The organism is Kitasatospora sp. NPDC058063 (genome assembly GCF_042885395.1).
GTDB lineage: Bacteria > Actinomycetota > Actinomycetes > Streptomycetales > Streptomycetaceae > Kitasatospora > Kitasatospora lactacystinica.
The window spans coordinates 17,109-31,819 of record NZ_JBHVSD010000014.1; the positions used below are offsets into that span (position 1 = coordinate 17,109).

Here is a 14,711-nt window from a genome sequence, read left to right on the forward strand (position 1 = left end):
GGCCCCCGGCAACCCCCCGGCCCCGCCAGGGCTGGTACCCGCCCGCCATCCGCTTCCCCGGGCATTCCGGGGTGGCGGGGGGGGCCGCGGTGGGGGGGGGGGGGCCCCCCCCCCGGGGGGGCGCCCGCCTCGGTACAACCAGTGCTCGTTACTTGCTCGCGCGACGTGTGCTCACGCTGTACTTGTTGGCCGCCTTGGTCTCAGCGCGGACGGCAACCTTCTTGATCTCCATCACACCTCCATGTGTTCTCGCGTGGATTTTCGGCGCCGGGACAGTTCTTGCCGGTCGTCCCGGACGTTCAGGAGCACCCGCATGCGGGTGGCGTGTCGCGCCCGGAGCCAGGCGGCGACCCGTGGTGCCGGTGTACCGGGCAGCAGCCGGTGCACCAGCGAGGCCAGCTTGTCCACGTCGTTGTGCTTCTCCACCACCTGTTCGGCGGCGAGCAGCAACTCGGCGGGCATGCGGCGCAGTCGATCCGCGCCGGGGCCGTGGGTGAGGTAGGCCATGCCGAGCGCGACGTGGCGGGACTCGTCGCGGCGCACCAGCCGGTACACCTCGCCCAGGCCCTCCTCGCGCAGGCCCTCGTCGAACCAGCGGAACTCGTCGGCGGCGAAGCCCTCGGCCAGGGTGTGGGCCAGGAAGCGGGCGGTGTAGTCGTCCAGGGACCACAGGTCGCGCGACAGCTCCTCGACGGCGTCGCCCGGATCCTTGACGGACCCGGCGACGGCGTGCGCGTAGCGGTGGAAGACCGCCGAGTGCTTGGCCTCGTCGGCCACCGCGGTGGCCAGCACCAGCTTCATGTCGCCCTCGGGGCAGGCGTGCAGCAGGCCGGCCGCCACGTCCATGCCGACCTGTTCGGCGTAGGTGCTGCCGCTCGCGAGCAGCCAGGAGAGCTCGGAGGGCTGGGCGGTCCCGGTCCGGTCCCGCAGGGCCCGGTGGACTACCCCGGCCGGCTCCCAGTCGTGCGAGCGGGCGTCCCGGATGAAGCGGTCGTGCAGGCCGGGGACGCCGCGGGTGCGGTAGCGGGCCACGCCCGACGGACGCGATCGGTCCGGAGCGCCCTCGGTCCCAGCCATCCCTCACCCCGTTGCCGTCGTGCCGACCGATGTCATGTGCAGGGAAGCAAAACACGGCGGGCCCCGTTGTTCGAGCGCTTTCGTCGCTCCGGCCCCGCAAATGCGCCAAGATCCCGGTCGGCGGCGGGACTTGAGCGCTCCGCCGGGTGGTCCGAGGCTGACCAGCGGCGATCGGGACCGGCCGGCCCGCCGGCGTGACCCGTCCGGGAGGGTTCGGCCCGGAACGGAGGATGGCCGAAACCTGATGGATCATCAAATCTTCACGCACGCCGTGTCGACGGGCCACCTATCGTGTGTACGCCATGCATCGAACACGGGGGGTGCCGCCATGCCGGAGGACGACGTTCTGCCACGGGCGACACCGCCCGGGCACTGGCTGAGCCCCGGCGACGCCGGGTACGACGAGGCGCGCGCGGTGTGGAACGGGATGCACGACCGCCGCCCCGCCCGCATCGCCCGCTGCCGCACCGCGGCGGACGTGAGCGAGGCGCTGCGCCACGCGGCGGCCCACGGCCTCGACGTCACCGTCCGCGGCGGCGGCCACAACGTCGGCGGCAGCGCCGTCGCCGACGGCGCGCTGATGATCGACCTGTCGCCGATGCGCGCCGTCACCGTCGACCCGGGGGCCCGCACCGCCGAGGCCCAGGGCGGCTGCCTGCTCAGCGACCTCGACCGGGCCACCGCACCGTACGAACTGGCCTGCCCCGCCGGCGTCATCTCCCACACCGGCCTGGGCGGACTGGCCCTCGGCGGCGGATACGGCTGGCTCGCCCGCCGCTGGGGCCTGACCTGCGACCACATCCTCGCCGCCGAGGTGGTCCTAGCCGACGGCTCGGTGGTCGAGGCCACCGAGGAGAGCCACCCCGAACTGCTGTGGGCGCTGCGCGGCGGCGGCGGGAACTTCGGCGTGGTCACCCGCTTCACGCTGCGGCTGCGCCCGGTCGGACCGGCGCTCTTCAGCATGGGTGTCCACGCGCTGGACGACGTCCCCGAGGCCCTGGCCGCCTACCGGGCGTACACCGCGCGGCAGCCGGCCGGCCTGCACGTCGTCGGCGGGCTGAAGCGCGCGGGCGAGCAGGAGTGGATACCGGAGCACCTGCGGGGGCGGCACGCGCTGCTGCTCCTGGCGGTGTGGACCGGGGACCCGGAGGAGGGCCGGGCGCAGACCGAGGCGCTCTACCGGGAGGTCGCGCCCGCGGCCCGCGTCAGCATCCCCATGACCTACCCGCAGTTGCAGGCGCTCGGCGACAGCAGCGAGCCCAAGGGCGACCGGTACTTCGTCAAGTCCCGTTACCTCCAGGATCTTTCGCCCGAGGCCGTGGCCCGGCTGGTCGAGGCGACCAGGGCCAACCCGTCCGCGCTCTGCTCGATCGACTTCGAGTTCCTGCGCGGGGCCATCGCGGACGTCCCCGAGGAGGACTCCGCCTTCCCCGGCCGCGCCGCCCCCTACCAGGTGACGGCGGAGGCGCACTGGACCGACCCGGCGCGGGACGCGGAGCACATCGCCTGGTCGCGGGCGACGGTGGAGGGCCTGGAGGCCTTCGGCACCGGCGGGGCGTACGCCAACTACGTCCAGGGCGAGGGTGACCGGAAGGCGCGGGAGATCTACGGCCCGGAGCGCTACGCCCGGCTCGCGGCCGTGAAGAAGGCCTACGACCCGGCGAACGTCCTGCGCGGCAACCTGAACATCCGGCCCGAGTAGGGCGTGGCCGCGCCGGGCTCAGAGCGGCGCGGACCCGCGCGGCCCGGCGACCAGCCAGTGCGCGGGCAGCTCGATCCGGGCGCCGTCGGGGGTGGACTCGGTGGTGGCCAGCGGCAGTTCACCGGTGGCGAGGACGTCGAGTCCGGCCGCGCGGAACAGTTCGGGGAAGACCGCGTCGGCGACCTCGGCGGGGGCGAGTCCGTGGGTGAACACGGGGCGCAGCTTCGGGGGCGGGCCGGACGGGTCGCGGACCAGCGCCTCCAGCACGCCCTTGGCCGCCTCGGCGAGCTCGAACACGAAGGCCCGGCCGCGGGCCCCGAGCAGGATGCGAATGGCTTCGGCCACGCGTTGGCGGTCGGCCGGCTCGCTCTGGTGGATCACCCCGCGCACGTACACGTTGGCGTCGCCGAGGCGCCGGTGGAGGGCCCGGACGGCCTCGGCGTCGGTGGCGTCCAACCGGGTGAACTCGGCCCGCCCGGCCGGGTCGCCGCGCCGGGCGCGGTCCACCGCGGCGGCGGACAGGTCGACCCCGAGGGCGAGCGGGAAGCGCTCGGCGAGGAAGCGGGTCTGGGTGCCGTTGCCGCAGCCCAGGTCGACGACGGGCAGCGCGGGGTCGGCCAGGTGGGGGCGGAACAGCGTGAGGTGGCGTTCGGCGCCGAGGGCCGGTTCGGCGTCCCAGATCACCGCGCCCGGTTCCTCGGGCGCATCGCGCCAGAAGCCCTCCCAGGCGTCCAGGTAGCGGTTCGTCACGCTCATGGCGGGGACCTCCGGGTGTCACGCAGGGTGTCTGGCTCGTGTCTATCGGCACCCGGCCCGCGCGGCAAGCGGGTACGGGCGGCACCCGGCGGGCGTGCGCGGGCGGCGCGCGACGGGCGCGTACGGGGGCGCGCGGGGGTCAGCCCCCGACGCGGCGCGCCTGGTGCAGCAGGTAGACGCCGGAGGCGGCGGCGAGCACGGCCATGCAGGCGGCGAAGACCAGGCCCGCGTGGGCCAGACCGAGCGGTCCGGTGAGCAGGCCCACCCCGATCACCGGGACCGAGATGCCGAAGTAGGCGACCACGAACAGCGCCGACAGGGCGCCGCCGCGGTGCTCGGCCGGAGCGGCCGCGGCCACCTCGCCCACCGCCCCGCGCAGGCCCATGCCCTGCCCGGCGCCGCCCACCAGGGCGCTGAGCACCAGCGGGAGCACGGTCTCCCGGGCGAGCGAGGCGGCCAGCAGGGCCATCCCGGCGATCAGCACCAGGCAGCCCAGCGGGATCGCCCGGGCGGTGCCGAGCCGGGGCACCAGGAGCTGGCCGAGGGTGGAGGCGAAGAAGGCCGTGAAGACCACCAGGCCGATCACCGCGCGGTTGTGGACCCCCAGGTCGACGGCGAGGAAGGCGGGGCTGACCGAGGTGAACAGGCCCAGCAGGGAGAAGCCGGCGAAGGCGGCGACCGCGGCCGGCACGAACACCCGCCGGACCTCCGGCGGCAGGGAGGGCCGGTCGGGCCGGGCCGTGCGCAGCGGGCGGGCCCCGGCGACCGTCTCGGGCAGCAGCCAGGTGAGCGCGAACGAGACGGCGAGCAGCCCCAGGTGCACGACGAACGGCAGGACCAGGGGGTTGGGCGCGTACTGCGAGAGCACGCCCGACAGCAGTGGCCCGCAGCCGAGCCCGCCCATGTTGGCGGCGGTCGCGACGAAGCCCGCGCGGGCCCGGTGCCCGGGCGGGGCGAGTTCCAGCACGTACGCCGTCCCGGTGCCGGTGAACAGGCCGGCCGAGAACCCGGACAGCAGGCGGCCCAGGCAGAGCAGGGCGACGCTGTCCGCGGTGAGGAAGACCACGGCGCTGGCCGCCGAGCAGACCAGCCCGCAGAGCAGTACGGGCCGGCGGCCGACGGAGTCCGAGACGTTGCCGATCAGCAGCAGGACGCCGATGACACCGAAGGCGTACACCGCGAACACGACCGTCACCGTCAGCTCGGAGAAGCCGAGCTTCTCCTGGTACAGCCCGTACAGCGGAGTGGGCAGGGTGGTGCCCGCCATGCAGACGGCGAAAGCGGCGGCGGCGACGAGGTGCCCCACCCGGGCGATGCCGGGCCGGGCGGTCCGACGATCGGTCATTCGCCCACCATAGGCGCGCACCCCGGGCCGGGGCCGTGCCGTGCGGGGGAGCGCTGCGCCGAATGGCGGTCCGCGCCGGGCCGCCGCCGGGCGCGGACCGCCGCTCGGACGGTCGTTCGGACGGCTGTCGGGCGGTGTCAGCGGTCCGGGTGCCAGGTGGCTTCGAGGGCGGTGGTGCCGTCCGGCCGGGGCGCGGGGCGCCACCGGGCGCGCAGGCCGCCCGGGCGGGTGGCCGGTCGGCCGGACGGGCGGGGCGTACCGATCGCGCCGAGCACGGTGTTGTCGAGCGGGCTGGCGGCCAGCCGGTCCAGCACCCGTGCGACGGCGGTGCGCAGGCCGTGGCCGTGGCGGGGCACGTCGGGGACGACGGAATGGAACCCAGCGAGGACGGACATGCGGCTCACCTCCGGGAGGACCTGCGGGTCGTGCAGGTGCGGTCCGTCCAGCTTCCGCCGGTTCGCGGCCGCCGCGGGCCGGATTGACGGGCTGCTGACACCCCGCTGACGAACTGCTGACGCGGAGGTGTCCGCCGCGGGTCCGCCGCGGGGTCCGCCGGGGCGTCAGACCCGGTAGGCGGCGACGTAGCGGGCCGGGTCGCGGCGCAGGTCCCCGTGCCAGCGCTCGCGGCACTGCTCGGCGAAGGTCCGTCCGGTGGCGAGGATCTCCTCCAGCGGGTCCAGGTACCCGAGCACGTGCGGCGGTTCGAGGCCGGCCGCGATCCGGGCGGCGAGGCCGGCCCGGGCCAGCCGCAGCAGCTCGGCGGCCAGCGGGCGGACCGGGTCGCCGCCGAGGCGGGTGGCCAGGCCGAGGGCGGGCAGCTCGGCGAGCGCCGCCCGGTGGTCGTGCAGGGTGTAGCGGCCGAGCAGCTCCCAGGCGGCGGAGAGGGAGGCGGGGTGGTAGCTGAGTCCGGCCCAGAGCGCGGGGACGGCCGGGACGAACGGGTACGGCGGGCCGTCCGAGGCGCGCAGCTCCAGGGTGTCGCGGACCCTGGTGCTGGTCCAGAGCTGGTTGAGGTGGGCCCTCCAGTGGGCCGGGGTCGGCCGCGAGCCGTCCGGGTAGCCGTGCCGGAGCAGTTCGGCGAAGGTGCGCCCGGGTGGAGCCGGGTGGTAGCGGCCGTCCGGGGTGCGGTAGTGGATCAGCGGGATGTCGAGCGCCCAGTCGACGACGGATTCGGTGGTGACGTCGGGGCGCAGCGCGGGCGGCAGCACTCCGCCCCGGCGGGGGTCCATCCGCAGCCAGGCCCAGCACCGGTGGGACAGCCGACCGCTGGAGGAACTTCCCTCCTGCAGCGGCGAGTTGACGAACAGGGCGGAGACCACCGGGGCGGCGGCGGTCTGCATCCGCAGCTTGCGGGTGAAGTCGGCGGGGGAGAGGTAGTCCAGGGTGACCTGGGTGGACAGCGACAGCGCCATCACGTACCGGGCGCGGCTGCCGGGCTCGCCGAGCCCGGTGAAGTAGTCCCGCATGATGGCGCCCCGGGTCATCGGCACCCACCGCATGTCGGCGAGCCGGTCGAAGGGCAGATAGGCACCGGGCAGCAGGGCGAGGCCGAACCGGTCGACCAGCTCGGCGAGTTGCTCCAGGGCGGCGCGCATGTCGTCCACCGCCTCGGCCACGGACGGGACGGGCGTCGAGGAGTACTCGATCTGGCCGCCGTGCTCCAGGGTGATCTGGCTGCCGTCCGGGAGCCGGACCCCGGTCAGTCGTCCGGCGTCCTCCTGCCGCTCGCCGCCCCACCTGGCCAGCACGGCCTCCAGGACGGCCAGCACGCCGCGCTCGCCGTCGTAGTGGGCGGCCAGTCCGGTGACCGGGTCGACCAGGCCGCACTCGACCTCGATGCCGATCAGTTCGCCGCGGCCGGGCCGGAACGGGGCCAGCAGTTCGGCCCGGCCGAGTGCCGGGCCCGGGTCCGCGGCGGGGTCCGCGGCGGGGTCCGGGTCCGTCGGGTCCGGCTCCGGGGCCGCGAGGTCCGGCGCCGGGGCGGGGTCCGGCGCCGGACGGGCCTCGTCCTCCGTCACACCGCCCCCACCCGGGTGACGACCCGGGGGTGCCCGGCCCGGTCGAGCAGCGCGCCCACCGCGCCGAGGGCGGACTGCGCCGCGCCCTGGCACCAGGCGTGGGCGCCGGACAGGTGCTCGCCGGCGAAGAAGATCCGCGGCTGCTCCGCCGGGTGGGCGGAGCCGAGCACGGACAGGTAGCGGGTGTGCTCGCCGGGCGTCAGGTGGGCGAAGGCGCCGCCGCCCATGCCGGTCTGCACGTCCCAGTTGCAGTGCACGATGTCGTCCACGTCCCCGGTGATGCCCGGGTGGAGCCGTTCCAGGCAGTCCAGTACCAGCGCGTCCCGGTCCGCCGGCTCCAGGGCGGCGAAGCGGCGGGCGTTGGCACCCCACAGGTACGCGCCGAGCAGGGCCGTCGGCTCGGCCGAGCGCAGCGGGTCGCGCACTGCCCAGCGGGGGCCGGAACTGCCGTTGACCCCGTCCTTCTTCGCCCGCACCGCGTTGTCCGACGGGTACCAGCACTGCTGGATCGGCAGGTCCGTGAAGCTGCCGCCGCCGTGGATGCCGTCCTCCAGCTCCCAGCGGCGGCGGGTGAGGTGCAGGACGGTCTTGATGCTGCTCGCGTAGCTGATGCCGCGGATGGCGTGCCGCTGGGCGTGCGGCAGGCCCGGGGTGACGGTGATCCGGTCGAGCGCGGGCGCCGGGACGCAGCACACCACGTAGTCGACGTCCTCGTGCAGCCGGGCGCCGATCCGCCGGCCGTGCAGCCGGACGCCGTCCGTGGTCAGCGCCAGTTCGTCGACCTGGGTGGAGAGCCGCAGCGTGCCGGGGCGCAGCGAGCCGACGAAGGCGTGGATCAGCGCCTCCAGCCCGTCGACCAGCTCGACCTGCCCGCAGTGGAACAGGCCGAAGTAGTCGACCAGCACCTCCAGCAGCGAGGACTGCTCGTAGTGGGCGAGGCCGGTGGCGTGGCCGACCAGGTCCCAGGCGTCCTGCGACAGGTGCTCGTGGACGAACTGCCACAGCGACACCGAGGCCGCCCGCTCCAGCGCCGGGTCGTCCCAGTGGCCCTCCAGGGTGCGGCGCTGCTGCTCCACGGTCAGGGTGCGCCACACCGAGCCGAGCAGATGGTCCAGCACCGGGCCCGGGGGCTGCCGCTCGGCCGGGCGCAGCTCGTACGCGGGGAACAGCGCCGCGACGTCCCGCACCCGGGCCCGCCGGCCGCGCAGGTGGTAGTAGGCGTGCGGGTTGGCGTTGACGAAGGGGCGGGTCGCCAGCCGGAACCGGGAGACGTAGTGCAGCACGCAGTGGTGGTTGCCGGGGATGCGCATGGCGCCGAGGTCCACGTGGGTGCCGTCCCAGAAGCGGTGGGTGCGCACCCGCCCGCCCGGCCGGTTCGCCCGCTCGTACACGGCGACGTCGAACCCGCGGCGCTGCAGCTCGTAGGCGCACACCAGCCCGGAGACGCCCGCCCCGATCACCGCCACCCGGCCCCGGGCGCCGGCCACCGGTTTCTCCAGCGAGCGCGGGAAGGCAAAGCTCGTCTCGAACATCGGCACCGTACCCCTCTGAGGCTGGACCCCCGCCCCAGCCTCGGCCAGGCACCCCGGGCATGCCACTTCGCGGCGCCGATGCGAGTGACGGGTGGGGGCCGGACCCGTCCTGGTGCGCCCGGCCCCGCCCCGGTGGGCCCGGGCGGCGACGCCCGGCCGCCGCGGGCCGGGCGGGGGAGGTGAACCCGGCCGGTGCGGGGGGCCGTAGGACCGAAGTGGGCGCGCGCAGCGGTGCGGCCGCGAAGCAGCGGGTGCGTCCGTGAGGAACCGGGGAGGAACTGGATGCAGTCCCGACGCGACCAGGTGCAGGCACACCTGTTCGTGATGAGCAGGCTGGCCTCGGGCATGCTGCGGGCGGAGCCCGACGCGCCGGACACCCCCACCGGGCGTACCACCCGGGGCACCATGACGGGCCTGGCGGTGGGGGTGCTGATCGGGCTGGGCGTCACGGTGTACGGGGTGATCCGGCCCGGTGGCGGTGACGGCTGGGCCAAGCCCGGCACCCTGGTGGTGGTCGAGGAGACCGGTGCCCGGTACCTGTCCATCGGCGGGCAGTTGCACCCGGTGCTGAACGACACCAGCGCCAGGCTGCTGGCCGGTGAGCAGATGACGGTGCGGCAGGTGAGCCGGGCGTCGATCGCGGACGCGCCGCGCGGCGCCCCGGTCGGGATCGTCGGCGCCCCGGACGGGCTGCCGCCGGCCGCCGACCTGGCGGGCGGCACCTGGCTGGTCTGCGCCACCGCCCAGCCCGGCCCGACCGGCACCCCGGTACCGAAGCTCGCCCTGCTGGTGGACCCGGCGGCCGAGGGGCGGGCGCTGGCGCCCGGCCAGGGTCTGCTGGTCGCCGCCCCGGACGGCTCGACGCATCTGCTCTGGCAGGGCCAGCGGCTGCGCGTCGACACCGCCAACCAGGCGCTCCAGGCGCTCGGCTACGGCGGTGCGACGCCGTTCCCGGTGCCGGCCGGGGTGCTGAACGCGCTGCCGGCCGGGCCCGACCTCGCGGCGCCCGCCGTCGCCCGGCGCGGCGAGGCGGGCCCGGCGCTGGGCGGGAAGCCGACCCGGATCGGCCAGCTCTTCGAGGCCCCCGGCGGCGCGCACTACCTGCTCACCAAGGACGGCCTCGCCCCGCTCACCCCGACCCTGTACGCCCTGCTGCTCGGTGACCCGCGCACCCAGAAGGAGGCGTACGGCAGCGCGGCCCCGGCGCCCGCGCCGATCGGCGCCCTGGACCTCGCCGGGCACACCGCGCCCGGCGGGCCGCCTCCCCCGGGGCTCCCGGAGGCGCCGCCGGCGCTGGTCGCCCCGCTGCACGGCGAGGGCGTCTGCGCCGACCTGCACACCGGCGCCGGCGCCCCGACCACCGCCGTCACCGTGCTGCCCGCCGGCCGGGCCTACGAGGGCCGCCCCCCGGCGGCCCCGGCCGGTCCGGCGAGCGGCACGGCTGGGCCGGCCTGCACCGTCGCCGACCGGATCGCCGTCCGGCCGGGGCGCGGTGCCCTGGTGCGAGCCCTGTCGGGCGCCGGCGCCGGTGGCACCGAGTACCTGGTCACCGAGGCCGGGGTGCGCTACCCGCTGCCCTCGGCGGCGGTCGTCAAGCAGCTCGGCTACGGCGGCGCGACGCCGGTCGCGGTCCCGGCCGCGGTGGTGGCCCTGCTGCCGGCCGGCCCGAGCCTCGACCCGGCGGCCCTGGCGGACGCCGCGGCCTCGGCCGCGCCCACCGTCGCGGCGGTCACCGCAGGGGTTCCCGGAACCGCCGCCGTGCCCGTCGCAGGGGTTGCGCTCGACGCCGCCGTGTCCGCCGCCACGACGGCGACGTGCGGCTGAACCGCCGGTCGCGGCGGTCCCGTTGAGTCGATCAGAGCCGCGCGCGACCGGCGCGCGGAGAGAAAGGAGCACCTGGTGAGCACGCCGGCGAACTTGAACAAACAGGACGAGGCGATCCGCAAGGCGCTGTCCGACATCGAGCAGCAGATCGAGGGCATGATCACCGCCGGCCGCACGGTCGAGCGGATCAAGCAGGAACTGGCCAGCGGATACATCTCCGGGGCCAGCTCGACCTTCCAGCAGAAGGTCGAGGACTGGATGACGCGCTACCACACGGTCATCGGCGCGTTCGAGCGCTTCGCGGAGTCCACCAAGGTCGCCGACCAGGTCCTCAGCCACGCCGAGGAAGAGGCCCGGCTGCACGCGGCCGACGGCATCGTCGACGCGCTGAACGGCGCCTGACGGCGCGCCACGGAGAGGAAGGGAACGAGCACATGTCGATGGACAACTTCGGGAGCATCCAGCTCCACCACGAGACCGTCGCCCAGGCGGCGAGCGAGCTGGGCCAGGCGGGCCAGCTGATGGACGACGCCCTGTGGGAGGTGGAGCGGAAGCTCAACTCCCTGACCGAGAGCGGAAACTTCCAGGGTGCCGCGGCCGACGCCTTCACGGAGTTCAAGCAGGCCGTGACGGCCAACGCCGGACAGATGAACCAGGACATCATCGCCGCCGGCGGGAAGCTCACCAACATGCACCACATCATGAACGAGGCCGACCAGAGCGCGCGCAAGCAGTTCGGCTAGTCGAGAGGGCGGAGGCGCTCCCCATGGGTGAAACCACGATCAAGGTCTCGACCAGCGGCCTCAAGGCGTTCGCCACGAATCTGGAGACCTTCCGGATCGACCTCGGCACGGAGGCGAACACGGTGCAGAACTGTCCGCCGGTGCTGCCGGGCAACACCAGTGTGCTGGAGATCCAGACGCTGAAGACCGGCGTCGACGCCTTCATGGGCAGTGTGAAGGACGCACTGACCACGATCCAGACCGAGGCCAAGCACACCAAGCTGGATCTGGAGATGGCCGGCGTCATGTTCGCGGACGGCGAGGACCACAGCCTGACGGAGGCGGAGACGATGGAGCTCTTCAAGGACGTCCTGGGCGGCGGCACTTCCAAGCCCCCGACCAGCACCGGCTGAGCGCCCCCCGGTCGTCGGGCGGACCATCCGTCCGACGGCCGGACCGACACCCGTTCCGTTCCCGCTCCGCCCCGTGTGCCTCCGGGAGGAAGTCATGGCAGAAACAGCACCGAAGCACTATCCGTGGGAAGACGGCCTGGCGGCGTTCGCGGCCTCGACCCAGAGCTCGATCACGAGCCGGGACGCCGTCATCGGCAAACCGTGGATCACCGGGATCCAGGTCAGCAGCACCCTCAAGTCGACGAACGACGCACTGAAGCCGTACGACAAGGACAAGGGCCAGGCCGGCTTCGACATGTGGGCCGAGTGGGTCTATCCGAAGGCCGAGGGCGACGTCTACGAGAGGAGCACCATCGTCGGCGTCACGGTCGACTGGAACTTCTGGCAGCTCCAGCCGCCCGCCGGCGACACCGATACCCCGCTCGGGCACTTCGGGCACGCCGCGGACAACATCCTCGGCCCGCTGATCTGGGGCGGCGGCTTCAACGACCGTACCAATGCCGCGACGTTCGATCAGGCGGCGACGGTCATCTCGGCCGTCAACACCTGGGTCAAGGAACAGCAGGGGAAAGTCCAGGGCTGGGCCGACAGCGTCGAGGGCGCCGGCAGCGAGTTCCAGGGCAGCGCGGCGGGCCGGTTCAAGGAAGTCCTCATCGGGCTGCGGAACCAGCTCATCCAGGTGCACGTCGAGCTCGGCGACGACGCCGACGCCAAGGCGAAGTGCCTGCGCGAGACCGCGGAGGCGCTGCGCGCCGCGTACAAGGGGCTGTACAGCGGCTACGCCGCCTGGAGGGCGGTCCCGGACAAACGACTCGAGGGGGGGACGAAGTGGATCCTCAAGAACGACGACCTGGACAAGGACGGCAAGGGGGTGTCGTTCTCCTGGCCCTCCGAGTGCGTCCACTCGGCCTTCGGCGCGGCCACGGCCTACGTGACGCCGACGATGACCACGAACGGCGACGGAACGCGCACCTTTAAATTCACGGCGACCGGAGCGGCCCCGTCGCCGGACGACAAGGAAGCCCTGAAGGCGTGGATCGACGAGATCTCCAAGAAGATCTGGACCTCGTGGATCGAGATCGTCCTGGACAAGCAGGCGACCGAGGTGATGGCCACCTTCAAGACGGCGTACGCGCACGCCGCCGCCGTCCTCCAGAAGCTCGAACCCCCGCAGAAGTGGCTGCCGGCCGACAAGCCGCCGACCCAGGAGGGCCCCAAGCCGCCGCCCGGTACCGGCGGCGGCGGTGCGGGTGACGGCGGTGCGGGCGGCGGTGCGGGCGGTGGCGGCACCGGCGGGATCGGCGGGATCGGTGACAACAAGGACAAGAAGGGCGCCGGGGGCGGCTCCGGCACGGGCAAGATCCCGCCTCCACCGCCCACCACGGTGCCCGGGAACCCCGGCGGCATCGGTGGCAACAAGGGCCCCGGTGGCGGCCAGTCCACGCTGCTGGACGGAAAGGGGAAGCCGGTCCTCGGCAAGGACGGCAACCCGATCACCGTGCCGCCCGGCAGCACCGTCAACGGCAAGGGCGAGGTGATCGGCCCGGACGGCAAGCCGGTGCTCGGCAAGGACGGCAAGCCGATCATCGTTCCCCCGGGGACGACGGTCAGCAAGCCGACGACCGTGCCGGGCACCGACAACACGACCGGCGGGGGCGCGTTCAAGGTGCCGGTCGGTTCCAAGCGGAACGACGACGGCACCGTCACCGGCCCGGACGGCAACCTGCTGAAGGACGCCAACGGCAACACGGTCGTGCTCGGCAAGGACGACACGATCGACAAGGACGGCATCGTCCGGGGGGCGGACGGCAGGCCGGTCTCCCAGTTCGAGCAGCTGATGAACGACCAGGCGCACGCCATCATCGCCGGCCGCCCCGGCACCGGCGTCAGCTACCCCGGCGGAGGAGTCTCCACCGGAGGCAACTGGACCGGGCTGCCGTCGTTCGGCGGGATCTCCACCGGGACCGGGACGGGTGGCATCACCACCTCGTTCAAGGGCGGCCCGGACCTGGCGGGCCAGTCGTTCGGCAGCTCGGGCGGCCGCGGCGGCATCGGCGGCATCGGCGCGTCCGGCCCGCCGACCATCGGCATCGGCGGCCGGTCGGCGGTGATGGGCGACGCGGCCAAGGCCGCCGAACTCGCCGCCGAGGCGCAGGCCGGCCGCTCCGCCGCGGGACGGGCCGCGACGGCCGCCGCCGAGGAGTCCCAGCTGATGGGCCGGGGCATCTCGACCACGGGCGGCGCCGGCGGCATGAGCGGCCCGATGATGCCGCCGATGGGTGCCGGTGCCGGCGCCGGGGCCGCCGGCAGCCAGGGCGAGAAGGAGCGCCAGCGCACCACCTGGCTGTCCGAGGACGAGGAGGTCTGGGGCACCGACTCCGGTGCGGTGACGGGGGTCATCGGCCGCTGATCGGGGCGCTCGCGGCCGGAGTCGAACCGGGCGGGCGGGCGCAGCCGTAGAGAGGACCGTACGACCCCATGGACCGGTGCGTCCCGGGCCCGACACCTCCGGGCCCGGGACGCACCCTCGGGAAGAGAGGGAGGTGCGGGCGTGGAGTTCCCGTTCACCGCACAGATCGAGCAGGCGATGGCCGCGCTGGGGGAGCAGCAGGCCAGGATGGCCGCGGCGGCCAAGGAGCTGGAGACGGCGACCGCCTCGGTGACCTCCAAGGACCGGCTGGTCACCGCCGTGGTCGGAGCGCAGGGACAGGTGGTGTCGCTGACCTTCCACACCACCGCCTACCGCTCGATGGCCCCGGGCGAGCTGTCCAAGGCCCTCATCGACGTGCTGAACACCGCGCGGGCCGACATGGGCGACCGGGTGGCCGAGACGATGAGCGGGTTCAGCGGCCTCGGCGAGACCCTGGCGGCCTCGATGACCGGCGGCACCGAGCTGGGCGACCTCTTCGCCCCGCTGCGGCAGATGCGGCCCGGGTTCGCCGACGCGGCGGCGGCCGAGGAGCGGCGCAAGCGCGACCGGCAGGAGGAGTTCCGTGGCTAAGCCGAGGCTGACCGCGCTGTCGGACCTGACCGACAAGTTCTCCAAGTACCCCGAACTGTCCGACCTCTTCCAGGAGTTCGAGGTCAAGACCGGGGAGATCAACCAGTACAACAAGAACTCGGCCGGCAGCGACGAGATCGGCACGACGTACCACGACAACGTCGACGAGCCCACCACCTCGATCACGGCGCTGTTCAAGAAGGTGCGGAAGACGGTCGAGAGCGCCGGGAGGGGCGGGACGAACACCTCCAACATCCTCAACGACGCCGACCAGGACGCCAGGAACGCCTGACGAGGCCCCTCCGGCCCGCCCCGCGTCCG

General features: G+C 74.3%; 14 protein-coding genes. 8 read left to right on the forward strand and 6 right to left on the reverse strand.

Features of this window, described 5'->3' with window-relative positions:
* Positions 1-231 precede the first annotated feature (231 nt).
* Positions 232-1,077: a ferritin-like domain-containing protein gene (locus tag ACFVUY_RS23885; RefSeq protein ID WP_387733022.1), complete on the reverse strand. Its 846-nt coding sequence runs from the start codon at positions 1,075-1,077 to the stop codon at positions 232-234.
* Between the two features lie 328 nt (positions 1,078-1,405).
* On the opposite strand from ACFVUY_RS23885, the gene ACFVUY_RS23890 reads away from it, so the two are divergent.
* Complete coding sequence (locus ACFVUY_RS23890) at positions 1,406-2,779, forward strand: FAD-binding oxidoreductase (RefSeq protein WP_387693821.1); 1,374 nt, start codon at positions 1,406-1,408, stop codon at positions 2,777-2,779.
* Positions 2,780-2,797: 18 nt separating this feature from the next.
* Here ACFVUY_RS23890 and ACFVUY_RS23895 read toward each other — a convergent pair whose 3' ends face one another.
* From ACFVUY_RS23895 to ACFVUY_RS23915, 5 genes are all read right to left on the reverse strand, one after another.
* Entirely contained in the window at positions 2,798-3,535 is a 738-nt protein-coding gene (locus ACFVUY_RS23895; protein WP_387733025.1) for a class I SAM-dependent methyltransferase, read from the reverse strand.
* A 139-nt stretch (positions 3,536-3,674) separates the two neighbouring features.
* Positions 3,675-4,880 (reverse strand): MFS transporter, encoded by a 1,206-nt coding sequence (locus ACFVUY_RS23900; protein WP_387693823.1) that lies wholly within the window; start codon positions 4,878-4,880, stop codon positions 3,675-3,677.
* 137 nt (positions 4,881-5,017) lie between these two features.
* Positions 5,018-5,275: a hypothetical protein gene (locus ACFVUY_RS23905; protein WP_387693824.1), complete on the reverse strand. Its 258-nt coding sequence runs from the start codon at positions 5,273-5,275 to the stop codon at positions 5,018-5,020.
* Between the two features lie 165 nt (positions 5,276-5,440).
* Positions 5,441-6,898, reverse strand: a complete 1,458-nt coding sequence (locus ACFVUY_RS23910) for a glutamate-cysteine ligase family protein (RefSeq protein ID WP_387733028.1) — start codon at positions 6,896-6,898, stop codon at positions 5,441-5,443.
* Entirely contained in the window at positions 6,895-8,430 is a 1,536-nt protein-coding gene (locus ACFVUY_RS23915; RefSeq protein WP_387733031.1) for a flavin monoamine oxidase family protein, read from the reverse strand. Before ACFVUY_RS23915 ends, ACFVUY_RS23910 begins: the two co-directional genes overlap by 4 nt.
* Before the next feature lie 282 nt (positions 8,431-8,712).
* Between ACFVUY_RS23915 and eccB the strand changes: the two genes are divergently transcribed.
* The 7 genes from eccB to ACFVUY_RS23950 all read left to right on the forward strand — a co-directional run bounded on the left by eccB (position 8,713) and on the right by ACFVUY_RS23950 (position 14,682).
* A complete protein-coding gene (gene eccB, locus ACFVUY_RS23920; RefSeq protein WP_387733034.1) occupies positions 8,713-10,254 on the forward strand; it encodes a type VII secretion protein EccB in 1,542 nt (513 codons plus the stop codon).
* A 75-nt stretch (positions 10,255-10,329) separates the two neighbouring features.
* Complete coding sequence (locus ACFVUY_RS23925) at positions 10,330-10,656, forward strand: hypothetical protein (protein WP_359899443.1); 327 nt, start codon at positions 10,330-10,332, stop codon at positions 10,654-10,656.
* Positions 10,657-10,688: 32 nt separating this feature from the next.
* On the forward strand, positions 10,689-10,997 hold the full coding sequence (locus ACFVUY_RS23930) for a WXG100 family type VII secretion target (protein ID WP_359899441.1): 309 nt from the start codon (positions 10,689-10,691) through the stop codon (positions 10,995-10,997).
* A gap of 23 nt (positions 10,998-11,020) precedes the next feature.
* Positions 11,021-11,389, forward strand: a complete 369-nt coding sequence (locus ACFVUY_RS23935; protein WP_387693828.1) for a hypothetical protein — start codon at positions 11,021-11,023, stop codon at positions 11,387-11,389.
* A gap of 94 nt (positions 11,390-11,483) precedes the next feature.
* Entirely contained in the window at positions 11,484-13,799 is a 2,316-nt protein-coding gene (locus tag ACFVUY_RS23940) for a hypothetical protein (protein WP_387733037.1), read from the forward strand.
* A gap of 141 nt (positions 13,800-13,940) precedes the next feature.
* Complete coding sequence (locus ACFVUY_RS23945; protein ID WP_387693830.1) at positions 13,941-14,390, forward strand: YbaB/EbfC family nucleoid-associated protein; 450 nt, start codon at positions 13,941-13,943, stop codon at positions 14,388-14,390.
* Positions 14,383-14,682: a hypothetical protein gene (locus ACFVUY_RS23950; protein ID WP_387693831.1), complete on the forward strand. Its 300-nt coding sequence runs from the start codon at positions 14,383-14,385 to the stop codon at positions 14,680-14,682. The genes ACFVUY_RS23945 and ACFVUY_RS23950 overlap by 8 nt, the downstream gene beginning before the upstream one ends.
* Positions 14,683-14,711 lie beyond the last annotated feature (29 nt).